The following is a 14,795-nucleotide window of genomic DNA, read 5'->3' as shown; positions in this document are numbered from 1 at the left end:
GCGGAGCACGGTGCTGCGGAGAAGGGGTGTGCCTGCGGCAGGAGCTGCGGCGGTGACGGGAGCCGCGTCCAAGTCGTTACCATCGGCACGGGCGACGATCCGCACGAAGGGCTCCCGGCCGCGCCGGCCCGGGCCCTGCGGCGGCGTTCGTCCCGGCCGAGGCCCGGTGCGTCCCCGGGCCGACCGTGCTGCCGCCGGGGCGCCGCGAGGTGTCCGGGGCGGTGGCCGCGTCGGGCCAGAGCGGCCCGGCGCCGATGCGAAAGGCTGTGCCGTGACTGCCGCTGAGGAGACCACCTTCGCCGATCTGGGCGAGGTGCTGGTGATCATCCCGACCTACAACGAGGCCGAGAACATCGAGCGGATCGTCTCCCGGGTCCGCACCGCGGTCCCCGGGGCCCACGTCCTGGTCGCCGACGACAACAGCCCGGACGGCACCGGCGAGATCGCCGACAAGCTCGCCGCCGCCGACGCCCGCGTCCGCGTCCTGCACCGCAGGGGCAAGGAGGGCCTGGGCGCCGCCTACCTGGCCGGCTTCCGCTGGGGCATCGACCACGGCTACGACGTCCTCGTCGAGATGGACGCCGACGGCTCCCACCAGCCCGAGGAGCTGCCCCGCCTGCTCATCGCGCTGCGCGGCGCCGACCTCGTCCTCGGCTCCCGCTGGGTCCCCGGCGGCAAGGTCGTCAACTGGCCCAAGTCCCGCCTGCTGCTCTCCCGCGGCGGCTCCACCTACTCCCGCCTGATGCTCGGCGTCCCGATCCGCGACGTCACCGGCGGCTACCGCGCCTTCCGCAAGGAGACCCTGCTCGGCCTCGGCATGGACGAGGTCGCCTCGGCCGGCTACTGCTTCCAGGTCGACCTCGCCTGGCGCACCGTCAAGGCCGGCTTCAAGGTCGCCGAGGTCCCGATCACCTTCGTCGAGCGCGAGCACGGCGCCTCCAAGATGAGCCGCAGCATCGTCGTCGAGGCCCTCTGGCGGGTCACCGCCTGGGGCGTCACCGCCCGCCTCGACAAGATCACCAGCCGGAGCGGCAGGAGGTAGCCGCCCGCCGCGCGCGGGTGCGGGGCGCCACCGGCGGGGCGAGCATGGGGCTGGGTCTCGCACGGTGCACGCTCGCGGAGGGAGCCGGTGTGGCAGGTTCGCAGCAGCCGGGGATGCGGGCCAGGGCGGCCGGACTGGCCCGCTCGGTCAAGGCCGTGCCCGACCGCATGCCGCTGATCCGGCGGGCGCTGCACCAGATCGTCCGGGTCAACCTGCTGGACTGCGCCACCCGTCTGGCCGCACAGGCCTTCCTCAGTGCGCTGCCCGCGCTGATGGTGGTGGCGGTGTTCGCCCCGGCCGCGGTCAGGGAGGGCGTGGTCTCCTCGCTGCGCGATCAGCTCGGCCTGAAAGGCGCGGCGCAGCAACAGGTGGCGGCGTTCATGACGACCGGGCACGACGACGAGGTGTCGCAGAGCTTCGGAGCGGCGGGCGTGATCATCACCCTGCTGTCCGCGACCACGCTGAGCCGGGCCGTGCAGCGGGTCTGCGAGCGCTGCTGGGAGCTGCCGCGGGCACCTGGCCGGATCACCGCCTGGCGGTGGCTGCTGTGGCTGCTGGTGTGGCTGGTGGTCCTGGTGTTCCAGCACGCCCTGCACGACGGCTTCGGCGCGGGCCTGTGGCTGGGCATCCCGTTGACCTTCCTGCTGGACACCGTGCTCTGGTGGTGGACCCAGCACCTGCTGCTGGCCGGACGGATCCCCTGGCGTCCGCTGCTGCCGGGCGCGCTGCTCTGCGGCGTGGCCGTGGTGGGCGTGAACGCGGCCGCCGCGGTGTACCTGCCCCGGGCGGTGACCCAGAGCGTGAGCCGGTTCGGCCCGTACGGGGTGGTCTTCACGCTGCTGTCCTGGCTGATCGTGATGTTCACCGCGGTGACCTTCGCGATCGCGCTGGGGCGGGTGCTGACGCAGGAGCCCTCGGTCGCGCAGCTGCTCGGCACACCGCTGCCCGCCGCGGAGGGAGAGGCCGCAGCAGGAACGGCCCCGGCGGGTACGGCAGGACGACCCGGGGAGGATGCCCGGCCGGACGAGGACGGCGGTCCGCCGACCGCATCGGGCGGTCCTGGCCCGCCGGACGAGGCGTCCGGGGAGCCGCCGGGCCGGGTCGGAGGTCCGGCCGCCGGGTGACCGGACGGCCGCCTCGGACGGCGGTCCGGAGCACGGAGAGGGCCCCGCCGTTCCCGCCCGGAGGGGCTGGGAGCAGCGGGGCCCGGTGTCCGGCGCCGTGGCGGCCCGTCAGAGGATGCGGGTCAGCCTCGACAGGATGGACGGCGGTGCGAGGTCGCGCTCGAGGGTGACCGGCACCTCGATCCGACCGGCGCCCTCGCCTGCGGAGAGGGTGCCGACCTGGGTGCCGGCCTTCACGGTGTGGCCGAGCTTGATCGCGTCCAGGTTCAGCGTGGCGGTGATGCCGGACCAGCCCGCGACGGTGAGGTCCTTGGCGGCGACGATCGGCACCGTGCCGCCGAGGCCGTCCTCGACCTGGCCGACGACCTGGCCCTGCTTGGCGAGGGTCTGGCCGTTCAGGCCCTTCTGCACCGACTTGATGATCTTCAGGCTGGGCGCCTGGGCGACCTTGGCGAGGTCCACGCCGGCCACCGCCGGCTGGCGGAGGGTGACGCCGATGATGGTCCGCTTGGTGCCGCCGATCTCCTTGACCGCGGCCCACATCAGCGCGGACTGGGCGGCGGTGGAGGAGCCGGTCTTCACACCGATGACGCTGCCGCGCTCGGTGAACACCAGGTCGTTGGTGTTGGGGATGCGGACGCCGTTGTACCGCATCTCGGGCTCGGCGACGATCTGCCGGAACACCTCGTCCTGCATCGCCTGCTCGGCGAGCTTGAGCTGGTCGGCCGCGGTGCTCTTGGTGTCGTCGTTGTAACCGGCCGGGTCGGCGTAGGTGGTGTCGGCCATGCCGAGCCTGGCGGCCTCGGCGTTCATCTTCGCGACGAACGCCTCCTCCGAGCCGGCGTCCCAACGGGCCAGCAGACGGGCCACGTTGTTGGCCGACGGCAGCATCAGCAGCTCCAGCGCCTGGTACAGGCTGAGCTCCTTGCCCTCGACCAGCTGGGCGCGCGACTGGTCCTTGTCGGTGGACTCCTGGGCGGCCGCCTTGTCGACCACGATGTTCGGCCCGCTCTCACCCTTCTTCAGGGGGTGCGCCTTGAGGATCAGGTAGGCGTTCATCACCTTGGTGACGCTGGCGATGGACACCGGCTTCTGCTCGCCGGAGGTGCCGACCGGGCCTACCCCGATCACGGCGGCGGCGGACTGGCCCTTGGCCGGCCAGTCCACGGCCAGCTGCTCGCCCTGGAAGGTGAAGGAGGCGGGCAGGCCGAGCTTGGTCTCCGGGTCGGGGAGCGGGCGCAGCAGCTGGACGACGACCACGATGCCGAGCACGAAGGCGAGGAACAGCGTCCAGATCGCGGTCCGCTTGGCGGCGCGGCGCACCGGGCTGGCGGGGCGGGCGCTGAGGGTGGCGAGCACCTCCATCGCCTCGATGGTGTTCTCCGGCAGCGGGGCCGGGGGCGGCACCGGCAACGGGTCCGGCACGGGCAGTGGGGCCGGTGGAGCCGGCACGGGCTGCGGGCGCGGTGCGGGCCGGGGCTCCGGCTCGGGGCCGGGCTCCGGCTCCGGGTGCGGCTCGGGGGCCGGAGAGGGCTCCGGGGGCGGCTCGGGAACGCTGCCGCTGACCGGCTTGCGGGTGTCCTTCAGCGCGGCGCCGGCGACCTCGCGGCTGTCCCGCATGGCGAGGCGCGGGTCGGCGCCCGCGGGCTTAGCGGGGGCCTTGTCGGCGTCCTCGGCCGGGGAGGCGGCGGGAGCAGCGGGGGTACGGGCCTCGGGAGGCAGGCGCAGTGCGCGGGTGGCGTTGTCGACGGGGAGGCGCAGGGCCTTGGTGGCGTTGTCGACGGGTGCGCCGTCGGTGGCGGCCTCCGCGGGACCGTCGGCGGCGCCGGGGGCGTCCTTGCCGGCCTTGCCTCCCTTGTCGTCCTCGGCCTTCGCCGGCTTCTCCTCGACGGGCGCGGCCTTCGCAGGCTCGGCCTTCGCGGACGGAGCCTCGGCGGACGCGGCCTTCGCCGGCGCGGCCTTGGTGGCCTCGGCGGGCAGGCGCAGCATGGTGGTGGCGTCGCCGACGGGCGGCTCGGGGGTGGCGGCGCGCGATGCGGCGGCCCCGGATGCGGTGGCACCGGAGGCGGTGGCACCGGAAGCCTTGCGGAGCACCTCGGCGGGCACGCGCAGCATGGTGGTGGCGTCGCTCGGCGGCTCTGCGGCGGCCTCGACGGCCTCGGTGGCGGGTGCCGCCTTGTCCGCGGTCTCGGCCTCTGCCTCGACGGCGGTTGCGGCCCCGGCGGGCGACTCGGCGACGGACGGCCCGTCGGCCTTCGCATCGACCGCCTTCGCGTCGTCGGCCTTCGCATCGACCGCCTTCGCGTCGTCGGCCTTCGCGTCGACCGCCTTCGCGTCGTCGGCCTTCGCATCGACCGCCTTGGCGTCGGCCTTCGACTCCGAGGCGGCGGGCTTGCGGGCCTCCGGCGGGAGCCGCAGCGCAGTGGTGGCGTTGTCGACGGGGAGGCGCAGCGCCGTGGTGGCGTGGTCCGTGGTCCGGACCCGGAGGTGGACGGTGGAGCCGGCCGGGCCCTGCACGGCTGCGGCGGCGGCCTCGTCGAGCCCGCCGTCCTCGTCGTCGTCCTCCGTGTCGTCTTCGTCGTCCTCGGCCTCGGCGCCGTCCGAGTCGCCGTCCGCGTCGGCGTCGCGCCCGCCGTTCCCGGCGGTGTTCTCGGCCGGGTCGGCGTCGGTGCGGTCCCCGGGCTCACCGGTCTCCGGCCCGTCGGCCTCGGGGCGGGCCGCCTTGGGCCCGGCGCCGTCCTCGGGTGCGGCGGTGCGGTCGGACGCAGTGTCCTCCGTCGCCGAACGCTCGGCCGCCCCGTCGCGCCGCCCTGTGTCGGGGGACTCGCCCACTGACCCTCTCCTCCTCGTCCGCCCGGCGGACCGGCTGCCCGCCCGGGCCGGCGGGCCGTGGGCCGCGCCGATCCTTCATTTTTTCCTACGGGTTCTCGTCCCGTCGGGATGTCTGTACAGTCTCCGCCACCGGTGGCGCGACCGCTGCGCACACCCCGCCCGACCGGCCGTTTTTCTCCCCGTCCGGGCCCGTCCCCGGCTCAGACGCCGCGCCGGGGGCACCGGTTCCAGCCTGCCGTGCCAAGGTCACGATTCGGAGGCGTACTCGACAAGCCTGTGTGAGAGGCGTCACGCTGTCTGTCATCCACGCGGGGAGGCTTGGATGGGCAGGAGCCGCAGAACTATTCCTGAGGAGCTGTTGCTGCTCGCACTGGACCCGACCACGGGCACCACTGCGCAGCCGCAGACCCTCGACCTCGGACTCGCCGGGGCACAGCTGGTCGAGCTGTCCCTGGCCGGACGGATAGCCCCGGACGGAGACCGGATCGCCGTGGTACTCGCACGGCCGACCGGTGATCCGACCCTCGACCACGCACTGGAGCTGCTGCGACGGCGCGGCAGTGCGGTGCGGGCCGCGCACTGGATCGGCGGGCCCCGACTGGGCCTGAGGCAGACGTACCTGGCGCACCTGGAGCGGTGCGGCATGGTGACGGCGGTGCCGGGCCAGGTGTGCGGGGTGCTTCCGACGACGCGTTACCAGGCGTCGGACGACTGCACCAATTCCGCGATCAAGCAGCGCCTGGACACGGCGATCCGGACGGGTGTGCCGCCGGACCCGCGGACGGCCGCGCTGGCGGCACTGGCGCACGCGGTGGGTCTGGGCAAGCACCTGTACCCGGGCAACGAGGGCCGGTCGTCCCGGTCCCGGCTGCGCGACCTCATCCGCTACGACCCGCTGGGCGGGATGGTGGCGCACGCGGTGATGGACGTGCAGAACGGCCTGCCGGCCCAGCAGAACCGCTCGGGTGCTCCGGCGGCGGGCGCCCGCCCGGCCGCGGGGCGGCCCGCGGCGGCGAGGCCGGCGGTGAACGGACGCCCGGTCGCCACCCGGGTGGGCGCGCGTTGATCGGCGCGCGCCGTTAGCAAGGACATCAGGGGCGGCCCGCCCGGCAGGACCACTGCCGGGCGGGCCGCCCCTTTGCGTCGGCCTCCGGCCGGCGTTCCCGGCGTCCGGACGGGGTAGGAGGCGGACATCCCGCGCGCCGGGCTTGTACCGCGCGGGTCGACCAAGTGCAAGGCATGCCATCCCGATTGCACACTTTTCCGATGATCTGTTCTAGTCCGCTGGGAGGATTCCCCCGCACGGAGCAGAGACAAGATGGCATGCTCTCCACGTCAGGGGGGGTTGGTACCAATTTCCACACTGTTCCGAGGTGCAGCGCTGCCGTCTGTGCCAGAGGTCCGGCCGGAGGTCGATGTGTCCGCCAGCGTCAATCCCACCGTGCGCCGACGCCGGCTCGGTGCCGAACTCCGCCGTCTGCGCGAGCTCAAGGGCATGACCGCCGAAGAGGTGGCGGGCCGCCTGATGGTGTCCCAGTCGAAGATCAGCCGGCTGGAGAACGGCCGGCGCAGCATCAGCCAACGGGATGTCAGGGACCTCTGCGACGTGTACGAGGTGGGCGACGAGCGGGTCCGCGCCGGGCTGATGGAGATGGCCCGCGAGTCCCGCCAGCGCGGCTGGTGGCACGAGTTCGGCGACATTCCGTACAGCGTCTACATCGGCCTGGAGGCGGAGGCCTCCTCGATCCGCGCCTACGAGTCCTCCTTCGTCCCCGGTCTGCTGCAGACCCGGGACTACGCGGAGGCGGTGGTGGAGGGGACGTTCCCGGACTACGACGTCCAGGCGGTCAAGCGCCGGGTCGAGGTCCGGATGAAGCGCCAGCTGCGGATAAACGGCGATGCGGAGGACCGGCTCGGCAGCCTCTGGGTGGTGATAGACGAGGCGGTGCTGCGGCGCGAGGTGGGCAGCAAGGCGGTGATGGCGGACCAGCTCTGCCAGCTCCTGACGCTCAGCGAGCGGCCCAACATCAATCTGCAGGTGATCCCGTTCAGCCACGGGGCCCATCCGGGCATGAGCGGGACATTCTCCCTGATGGAGTTCCCGGAGTCTGCCGATTCGACGGTTGTCTACTTCGAAGGAGTGACGAGCGATCTTTACCTGGAGAAGGAAGCCGACGTGCGCCGCTATACCAATCTGTACGACCACCTGCGGGCCGCGGCGCTCAGTGTCGCGGACAGTCGGTCACTGATGCACACCATTGCAGAGGGGTTCAGGTAATGACCACCACGTCCACGACCAATCTGACCTGGCGCAAGAGCAGCCACAGCGGCGGCAACGGCGCCTGTGTGGAGATCGCCGTCCCGGACACCCGATCGATCGCGGTACGCGATTCCAAGGATCCGGAGGGCCCCCGGCTGCAGTTCTCGAACGCGGCCTGGGCCGCCTTCACCTCCGCCGTCGCGGCGGGCGCCTTCGGCGAGGTCTGACGGCGCCGCAGCGCCGCCACCACGCGCTACCCGGTGGGCTCAGCCGACCGGGTAGCGCTCCGTCCAGCCGGGCGTGCCGTGCAGCTCGGGCCCGTGCATCAGTTCCAGCGCGAAGTCGTCCGCCAGCTCCAGGATCGTGCCGCGCCCTTCCAGCTCCGCCACCAGATCGGCGGGCAGCGCCGTCTCCCCGTGCAGCACGCCCAGCAGGTTCCCGCAGATCGAGCCGGTGGAGTCGCTGTCCCCGGAGTGGTTGACGGCCAGCAGCAGACCGGCCTTCACGTCCTGGGCGACCAGGGCGCAGTAGACGCCGATGGCCAGGGCCTCCTCGGCCACCCAGCCCTCCCCCAGTGCCTCGACCCGCTCGGCCGAGGGCTCGCCCGCCCGCACCGCGTCCAGCGCGGCCCGCAGCGCGGTGGTGGTCTCCTCGTGCGAGGGCCGCTCGGAGAGCAGCGCCAGGGCCAGGTGCACGCCCTCCTCCAGGGTGCCGCCGCGGGCCACCGCGTGGACGATCACCGCGAACGCGCCGGCCGCCAGGTAGCCGGTCGGGTGGCCGTGCGTCAGGACGGAGCACTCCACGGCGAGCTGGAAGACCAGGGCCGGGTCCCACGCCGTCAGGAGCCCGAAGGGCGCCGCCCGCATCACCGTCCCGCAGCCCTTGGAGTGCGGGTTGCGGGGCGCGTCCACCGTGCCGAGCCGTTCCGCGTCCGGGCCGGACAGGCCGGTCAGGCAGGCCTGGCCGGGCGCCCGCTGCGCGTACAGCCACTCCTGGCGGCCGAGCCAGCCGAGGTCGGCGCGGCGCTCGTCCGGGCCCCAGTCGTGCTGGGTGGCGTGCCAGCGCAGGTAGGCGCGGTGCACGTCGGTGGGCGGGTGCCAGCTGCCGGCGTCCCGGCTGATGTGGGCCCGGATCAGCCCGTCCAGGGTGAACAGGCTCATCTGGGTGTCGTCGGTGACCGCGCCGCGCCGCCCGTACGCGGGGACGTAGCCGGTCACGCCGAGCGCGCCGTGCGCGGCCCGGATCTTCTCCAGCGAGTCGAACTCGACCCCGGCCCCGAGGGCGTCGCCCACCGCCCCGCCGAGCAGGCAGCCCCGGACCCGGCTGCGGTAGTCCTGCTGCTGGGCACGTGACCACAACGGCATCACGGGTCGTCGCCTTTCGTCCGGGGGCGGGCCAGGAGCCTGCACTGTATTCGAAGAACCGAACGGATCGGTGCCGGGGTCGAACACCTCCTCCCCGCACGCACCCGCCCCCGCATCCGGCCGCAGGCCGGCCCGGGGTCAGTCCAGCACCGGGAGGAGGACCGGCAGGTGCCCGTCGGAGGCCAGCGCCGCGGCCCGCCGCTCCGCCGGGACCTCCCCGTAGGTGGTGGTCCGCTGGCGCACCGGCCGCCCGGCGGCCGCCGCGATCGCCTCCAGCTCCCGCACGGACTTGTAGCTGCCCCAGGAGGAGCCGGCCATCCGGGAGATGGTCTCCTCCATCAGCGTCCCGCCGAGGTCGTTGGCGCCGGAGCGGAGCATCTCCGCCGCGCCGTCCGCACCCAGCTTCACCCACGAGGTCTGGATGTTGGGGATGTGCGGGTGCAGCAGCAGCCGCGCCATCGCCACCACCGCCCGGTTGTCCCGCGCGGTCGGGCCGGGCCTGGCCACGCCCGCCAGGTACACCGGGGCGTTGGTGTGCACGAAGGGCAGGGTGACGAACTCGGTGAACCCTCCGGTCTCCTGCTGGATGCGGGCCAGCAGCCGCAGGTGGCCGAGCCAGTGCCGGGGGGTGTCCACGTGCCCGTACATCATGGTGGAGGACGAGCGGATGCCCAGCCCGTGCGCGGCGGTGACCACCTCCACCCAGGTGGCCGCCGGCAGCTTGCCCTTCGTCAGCACCCACCGGACCTCGTCGTCGAGGATCTCCGCCGCGGTGCCCGGGATGGTGTCCAGCCCGGCCTCCTGCGCCTTCGCCAGCCAGTCGCGCACGGACAGCCCGGTGCGGGTCGCCCCGTTGACCACCTCCATCGGGGAGAAGGCGTGCACGTGGATACCCGGCACCCGCTCCTTCACGGCCCGTGCGATGTCGAAGTACGCGGTGCCCGGCAGGTCGGGGTGGATGCCGCCCTGCATGCACACCTCGGTCGCGCCGACCTCCCAGGCCTGCGCGGCCCGCTCGGCGACCTGCTCCAGCGACAGCGTGTACGCGTCCGCGTCGGTGCGCCGCTGCGCGAAGGCGCAGAACCGGCAGCCGGTGTAGCAGACGTTGGTGAAGTTGATGTTCCGGGTGACGCAGTAGGTCACGGTGTCGCCGACGGTGTCGCGGCGCACCGCGTCGGCGATGCCGCAGAGTGCGTCCAGCGCCGGGCCGTCCGCCCCGAACAGGGCGAGGGCCTGATCGTCGGTCAGCCGGGTGGGGTCGTCGGCGGCGACCGCGAGGGCCGCCCGGACGTCCGAGGGCAGCCGCTCGGGAGCGCCCGCGGCGACCTTCTCCCGCAGCACCTGCCAGTCGCCGTAGACGTCCTCGAAGTCCGCCCGGCGGTCGCCGGTGCGGCCCTCGGTGTCGATCTCGCGGTGCAGTTCGGTGCGGCCGGAGCCGGTCTGCGGCTCCTCGGGCTCCTGCCAGGGGAGGCCGGCCGGGAGGGCGTCCTCGCGGGCCAGCCCGGTCTCCGGGTCGGCCAGCGCGGTGACGTGCGGCAGCACCCGCGGGTCCAGCCAGGGCTCGCCGCGGCGCACATACTCCGGGTAGACCGTCAGCCGCTCGCGCAGGGTGAAGCCGGCGGCGGCCGTGCGGGCGGCGAGCTCCTCGATGTGCGGCCAGGGGCGCTCGGGGTTGACGTGGTCCGGGGTGAGCGGCGAGACCCCGCCCCAGTCGTCGATGCCGGCGCCGATCAGCAGCGCGAACTCGCCGTCGACCAGGTTCGGCGGCGCCTGGAGGCGCGCCGAGGGGCCGAGCACCAGCCGGGCCACCGCGACGGCCGCGGCCAGCTCCTCCAGTTCGGCGTCCGGCATGCCCCGCATCGCCGTGTCCGGCTTGGCGCGGAAGTTCTGCACGATGACCTCCTGCACCCCGCGGAACTCCCGAGCCACCCGGCGGATCGCGAACAGCGACTCGGCGCGCTCGCGCAGCGATTCGCCGATCCCGATCAGCACGCCGGTGGTGAAGGGCACCGAGGAGCGGCCGGCGTCCTCCAGGACCCGCAGCCGCACCCGCGGCTCCTTGTCCGGCGAGCCGTGGTGCGGGCCGGACGGGTCCGACCAGAGCCGTTCCGCGGTGGTCTCCAGCATCATCCCCATGGAGGGGGCGACCGGCTTCAGCCGCTGGAAGTCCGTCCAGGACAGCACTCCCGGGTTGAGGTGCGGCAGCAGACCGGTCTCCTCCAGCACACGCACGGCCATCGCCCGGACGTAGGCGAGGGTGTCGTCGTACCCGTGGGCGTCCAGCCACTCGCGGGCCTCGGGCCAGCGGTCCTCCGGCCGGTCCCCCAGGGTGAACAGCGCCTCCTTGCAGCCCATGGCCGCGCCCTTGCGGGCGATGTCCAGCACTTCGTCCGGGGAGAGGAACATGCCCTCGCCGGCACGGCGGAGCCTGCCCGGCACGGTCACGAAGGTGCAGTAGTGGCAGCGGTCCCGGCACAGCCGGGTGAGCGGAACGAACACCTTCTTCGAGTAGGTGATCACGCCGGGGCGGCCCGCCTCCGCCAGGCCGGCGTCCCTGACCCGGGCCGCCGACCCGCACAGGTCCGCGAGGTCGGTGCCCCGGGCGTGGAGCAGGACCTCCGCCTCGCCGACGTCCAGCGCGACGCCCTCGCGTGCCCGCCGCAGCGCGCGGCGCATCGAGGAAACGGTCGGCAGGGTGCGGGATGCGTCCATGCGCCGACGATACGCGACCGGGTTCCGCCATCGGGATGACACGACCCTGAGAGCGCCTCAGGGTCGGGTGCGACGACGGTCGGAGGCGGATCCAGCTCTGTGGAGCGATGCCCCAAGGGCCTTCGGCGTCTCTAATGGAGAGGGCAAGCAGTTGACGACTCGGAGGGGTTGAGGGAGATGGCGGAGCAGGAGCAGCAGGCACCGTACCGGTCGGGCCGCCGGACGCTGGTGCGGGTGGCGGTGCCGGTCGCGGTGGTCGCGGCGGTGGCCGCGGGCGTCGGGCTGGTGCCGGCGCTGGCCAGCGACTCCGGGCCGAGCCTGCCGTCGGTGACGGCGGAGCAGCTGGTGGCGAAGGTGCTGGGGTCGGACACCCAGGCGCTGTCGGGCACGGTGCAGGTGAAGGCCGACCTGGGGGTGCCGTCGCAGCTGCTGGGCGCTGCGGGCGGGGTCGGTTCGGGCGGCACCGGCGGTGCCGAGCCGCAGGCGAAGCTGGCGCAGCTGCTCGGGGGGCAGCACACCCTGCAGGTCGCGGTGGACGGTCCGGACCGGCAGCGGATCGGCCTGGTGGAGAACCTCGCCGGGTACGAGCTGGTGCACAACGGCCGGGACGTGTGGGCGTGGGACAGCTCCTCCAACGAGGCCGTGCACCTGACGGCCCCGCAGGGCGGCGCGGAGAAGAAGGCGGGTCTGCCGTCGGCGGCGGCCGCGGTGACGCCGCAGGAGGCGGCCAAGCAGTTCCTGGCGTTCGCGTCGGGCAGCACCACGGTGGCGGTGGACGGCACCACGACGGTGGCCGGGCGGGACGCGTACCGGCTGACCCTCACGCCGAAGGGGCACGGGTCGACGATCGCGCGGGTGCGGATCGCGGTGGACGCCGAGCGCGGCGTGCCGCTGTCGGTGCAGGCGACGGCGGTGTCCGGCGGTCCGGTGCTGGACGTGCACTACAGCAAGGTGTCCTTCGACCGGCCGGCCGCCTCGGCCTTCTCCTTCACCCCGCCGAAGGGCGCGAAGGTGACCGAGCACAAGGCCGACGAGAAGGCCGCGGCGAAGGCCGAGGAGCACGGTGCGGCGGCCGGTCGGCCGTCCGCCGGGGACCGGCCGGACGTGCAGGTGACGGGCGAGGGCTGGACGACCGTGGTGTCGACCCGGCTGCCCTCCGGCGAGGTGCCGGCCCAGGGCGGCAAGCACGGCGGGAAGAGCGAGCCGCAGAGCGCGCTGTCCATGGTGAAGGCGTTCGGCAAGCCGGTCGGCGGCGGCACCCTGATCGGCACCAAGGTGCTGAACGTGCTGGTGACGGACGACGGTCGGGTGTTCGCCGGCGCGGTGACGCTGCCCGTGCTGCAGTCTGCGGCCGGGGTGAAGTAGTGACCGGCGCTCCTTCCGGGGGGGCGGGGGGCCGGGCCGTCACGGGCCCGGCCCCCGCTGCCGCTTCCGACGACGTGATCCGCACCGGCGGGCTGACCAAGCGGTTCGGCGGCCGGGCGGCGGTGGACGGGCTGGACCTGGCGGTGCCGCGGGGCAGCGTGTTCGGCTTCCTCGGCCCGAACGGGTCCGGCAAGACGACGACGATCCGGAGCGGGCGGGGGGCCGGGCCGTCACGGGCCCGGCCCCCGCTGCCGCTTCCGACGACGTGATCCGCACCGGCGGGCTGACCAAGCGGTTCGGCGGCCGGGCGGCGGTGGACGGGCTGGACCTGGCGGTGCCGCGGGGCAGCGTGTTCGGCTTCCTCGGCCCGAACGGGTCCGGCAAGACGACGACGATCCGGATGCTGATGGGCCTGATCGCTCCCACCGCGGGGACGGCGACGGTGCTGGGGGCGCCGATGCCGCAGTCGGTGGGCGCGGTGCTGCCTCGGGTGGGGGCGCTGATCGAGGGCCCGGCGCTGTACGGGTTCCTGTCCGGACGGGCCAATCTGGCGCGGTTCGACGCGGCCGATCCGACGGCCGATCCGCGGACGCGGGACCGGCGGGTGGCGGCGGCGCTGGAGCGGGTCGGCCTGTCGGCCGCGGCCGGCAAGAAAGCCCGGGCGTACTCGCTGGGGATGAAGCAGCGGCTGGGGCTGGCGGCGGCGCTGCTGCAGCCGCGCGAGCTGCTGGTGCTGGACGAGCCGATCAACGGCCTGGACCCGCAGGGCATGCGGGAGATCCGGGCGCTGGTGCGGGAGCTGGCGGCGGAGGGCACGACGGTGTTCCTGTCCTCGCACCTGCTGGACGAGATCGAGCAGGTCTGCACGCACGCGGCGGTGATGTCTCGGGGCCGGCTGGTGGTGCAGGGCACGGTGGCCGAGCTGGCGGCGCGGGCGCAGGGCCGCCTGGTGGTCCGTACGGCGGACGCGGAGGAGGCGGCCCGGGTGCTGAAGGAGCACGGGGTGGCGGACCTCCGGGTCGGTGCCGGGGAGGTGGACGGCCTGCCGCCGGACGGTGAGGACGGGCTGCCCGCGCTGTGTGCGGCGCTGGTCGGGGCCGGGGTGCGGGTGCGCGGCTTCGCGGTGGAGCGGGGCACGCTGGAGGACGCCTTCGTGGCGCTGACCGGGGAGGGCTTCGATGTCGCGGGCTGAGGCGGTGCGGCCGGGCGCACCGGCGGCGGGTGCCCGCCGGGCGGGTGCGGCCGGGTACGCGGCGCTGTTCACCAGTGAGCTGGCGCTGACGTTCCGGCGGGCGCGGACGGTGGTGCTGCTGGGCATCCTGGCGGCGCTGCCGGTGCTGATCGGCACCGTCGTGCGGGTGGAGACCGGCGGGCGGGACGGCGGTGGCGGGGGGCCCGCGTTCATCGCCCAGGTGACGCAGAACGGGCTTTTCCTGGTCTTTACCGCCTTGGCCGTCACTTTGCCGGTGTTCCTGCCGATGACGGTGGGCGTGGTGGCGGGGGACTCCATCGCGGGCGAGGCGTCGATGGGGACGCTGCGCTACCTGCTGGTGGCGCCGGCCGGGCGGGCGCGGCTGCTGGCGGCGAAGTTCTCCGCGGCGCTGGTGTACTGCCTGGTGGCCACGGGGGTGGTGGCGGTGTCGGCGCTGGCGACGGGGGCGGCGCTGTTCCCGCTGGGCGAGGTGACGCTGCTGTCGGGGGACTCGATCGGGGTCGGCGAGGCGCTGCTGCGGGCGGTGCTGGTGGCCGGGGTGGTCGCGCTGTCGCTGGCCGGGCTGGTGGCGATCGGCCTGTTCGTGTCGACGCTGACGGGCAGCGGGATCGCGGCGATGGCGGCGACCGTGGTGCTGGTGATCACGGTGCAGATCCTGGACAGCTTCCCGCAGCTGCACGCGGTGCAGCCGTTCCTGTTCACGCACCAGTGGCTGAGCTTCTCGGACCTGCTGCGCGACCCGATGCACTGGGACAACGTGCTGGAGAACCTGGGGCTGCAGGCGGTGTACGTCGCCGTGTTCGGCTCGGCGGCGTGGGCGCGCTTCACCAGCCGGGACATCACGGTCTGAGCGGGCCGGGCCGGGGCTCCCCCGGCCCGGGCC

The 14,795-nt window shown here is 74.1% G+C and carries 11 protein-coding genes; 8 read left to right on the top strand and 3 right to left on the bottom strand.

The features are described 5' to 3' along the window. Positions 1-271 precede the first annotated feature (271 nt). Positions 272-1,042 carry a polyprenol monophosphomannose synthase gene (locus tag ACQ614_RS20945; RefSeq protein WP_431680032.1) on the top strand — a complete coding sequence of 257 codons (771 nt, stop codon included), beginning with the start codon at positions 272-274 and terminating at the stop codon, positions 1,040-1,042. Between the two features lie 89 nt (positions 1,043-1,131). Beyond that, positions 1,132-2,166: a YhjD/YihY/BrkB family envelope integrity protein gene (locus ACQ614_RS20940; protein WP_431680031.1), complete on the top strand. Its 1,035-nt coding sequence runs from the start codon at positions 1,132-1,134 to the stop codon at positions 2,164-2,166. 108 nt (positions 2,167-2,274) lie between these two features. On the opposite strand, the gene ACQ614_RS20935 is transcribed toward ACQ614_RS20940, so the two are convergent. Further along, a complete protein-coding gene (locus ACQ614_RS20935; RefSeq protein ID WP_431680030.1) occupies positions 2,275-4,998 on the bottom strand; it encodes a D-alanyl-D-alanine carboxypeptidase family protein in 2,724 nt (907 codons plus the stop codon). A gap of 322 nt (positions 4,999-5,320) precedes the next feature. Here ACQ614_RS20935 and ACQ614_RS20930 point away from each other — a divergent pair, with 322 nt between their 5' ends. The 3 genes from ACQ614_RS20930 to ACQ614_RS20920 all read left to right on the top strand — a co-directional run bounded on the left by ACQ614_RS20930 (position 5,321) and on the right by ACQ614_RS20920 (position 7,485). Continuing rightward, positions 5,321-6,064 carry a GOLPH3/VPS74 family protein gene (locus tag ACQ614_RS20930; protein WP_431680029.1) on the top strand — a complete coding sequence of 248 codons (744 nt, stop codon included), beginning with the start codon at positions 5,321-5,323 and terminating at the stop codon, positions 6,062-6,064. A 351-nt stretch (positions 6,065-6,415) separates the two neighbouring features. Further along, positions 6,416-7,276 carry a helix-turn-helix domain-containing protein gene (locus ACQ614_RS20925; RefSeq protein WP_431680028.1) on the top strand — a complete coding sequence of 287 codons (861 nt, stop codon included), beginning with the start codon at positions 6,416-6,418 and terminating at the stop codon, positions 7,274-7,276. Then, a complete protein-coding gene (locus ACQ614_RS20920; protein WP_363488851.1) occupies positions 7,276-7,485 on the top strand; it encodes a DUF397 domain-containing protein in 210 nt (69 codons plus the stop codon). Before ACQ614_RS20925 ends, ACQ614_RS20920 begins: the two co-directional genes overlap by 1 nt. A 39-nt stretch (positions 7,486-7,524) precedes the next feature. On the opposite strand, the gene ACQ614_RS20915 is transcribed toward ACQ614_RS20920, so the two are convergent. Both ACQ614_RS20915 and ACQ614_RS20910 read right to left on the bottom strand, forming a co-directional pair. Then, positions 7,525-8,622, bottom strand: coding sequence for an ADP-ribosylglycohydrolase family protein (locus ACQ614_RS20915; RefSeq protein WP_431680027.1), 1,098 nt, complete (start codon positions 8,620-8,622; stop codon positions 7,525-7,527). Between the two features lie 138 nt (positions 8,623-8,760). Further along, positions 8,761-11,334 carry a bifunctional FO biosynthesis protein CofGH gene (locus ACQ614_RS20910; protein WP_431680026.1) on the bottom strand — a complete coding sequence of 858 codons (2,574 nt, stop codon included), beginning with the start codon at positions 11,332-11,334 and terminating at the stop codon, positions 8,761-8,763. Positions 11,335-11,511: 177 nt separating this feature from the next. On the opposite strand from ACQ614_RS20910, the gene ACQ614_RS20905 reads away from it, so the two are divergent. The 3 genes from ACQ614_RS20905 to ACQ614_RS20895 all read left to right on the top strand — a co-directional run bounded on the left by ACQ614_RS20905 (position 11,512) and on the right by ACQ614_RS20895 (position 14,762). Next, on the top strand, positions 11,512-12,699 hold the full coding sequence (locus ACQ614_RS20905; RefSeq protein ID WP_431680025.1) for a LolA family protein: 1,188 nt from the start codon (positions 11,512-11,514) through the stop codon (positions 12,697-12,699). A 265-nt stretch (positions 12,700-12,964) separates the two neighbouring features. Then, positions 12,965-13,891 (top strand): ABC transporter ATP-binding protein, encoded by a 927-nt coding sequence (locus ACQ614_RS20900; RefSeq protein ID WP_431680024.1) that lies wholly within the window; start codon positions 12,965-12,967, stop codon positions 13,889-13,891. Then, complete coding sequence (locus ACQ614_RS20895; RefSeq protein WP_431680023.1) at positions 13,878-14,762, top strand: ABC transporter permease; 885 nt, start codon at positions 13,878-13,880, stop codon at positions 14,760-14,762. Before ACQ614_RS20900 ends, ACQ614_RS20895 begins: the two co-directional genes overlap by 14 nt. Positions 14,763-14,795: the final 33 nt, after the last annotated feature.

This window comes from Kitasatospora dryopteridis (genome assembly GCF_050749075.1).
Lineage (GTDB): Bacteria > Actinomycetota > Actinomycetes > Streptomycetales > Streptomycetaceae > Kitasatospora.
The sequence above is the reverse complement of the archived record's forward strand: the minus strand, read 5'-3'. Positions and strand labels throughout refer to the sequence as shown.

What these genes read in the sequence shown, in the direction of transcription:
- ACQ614_RS20930 (WP_431680029.1), top strand. Translation starts at nt 5,321, where the DNA reads ATGGGCAGGAGCCGCAGAACTATTCCTGAGGAGCTGTTGCTGCTCGCA.
- ACQ614_RS20920 (WP_363488851.1), top strand. Translation starts at nt 7,276, where the DNA reads ATGACCACCACGTCCACGACCAATCTGACCTGGCGCAAGAGCAGCCAC.
- ACQ614_RS20915 (WP_431680027.1), bottom strand. Translation starts at nt 8,622, where the DNA reads ATGCCGTTGTGGTCACGTGCCCAGCAGCAGGACTACCGCAGCCGGGTC.
- ACQ614_RS20910 (WP_431680026.1), bottom strand. Translation starts at nt 11,334, where the DNA reads ATGGACGCATCCCGCACCCTGCCGACCGTTTCCTCGATGCGCCGCGCG.
- ACQ614_RS20905 (WP_431680025.1), top strand. Translation starts at nt 11,512, where the DNA reads ATGGCGGAGCAGGAGCAGCAGGCACCGTACCGGTCGGGCCGCCGGACG.
- ACQ614_RS20895 (WP_431680023.1), top strand. Translation starts at nt 13,878, where the DNA reads ATGTCGCGGGCTGAGGCGGTGCGGCCGGGCGCACCGGCGGCGGGTGCC.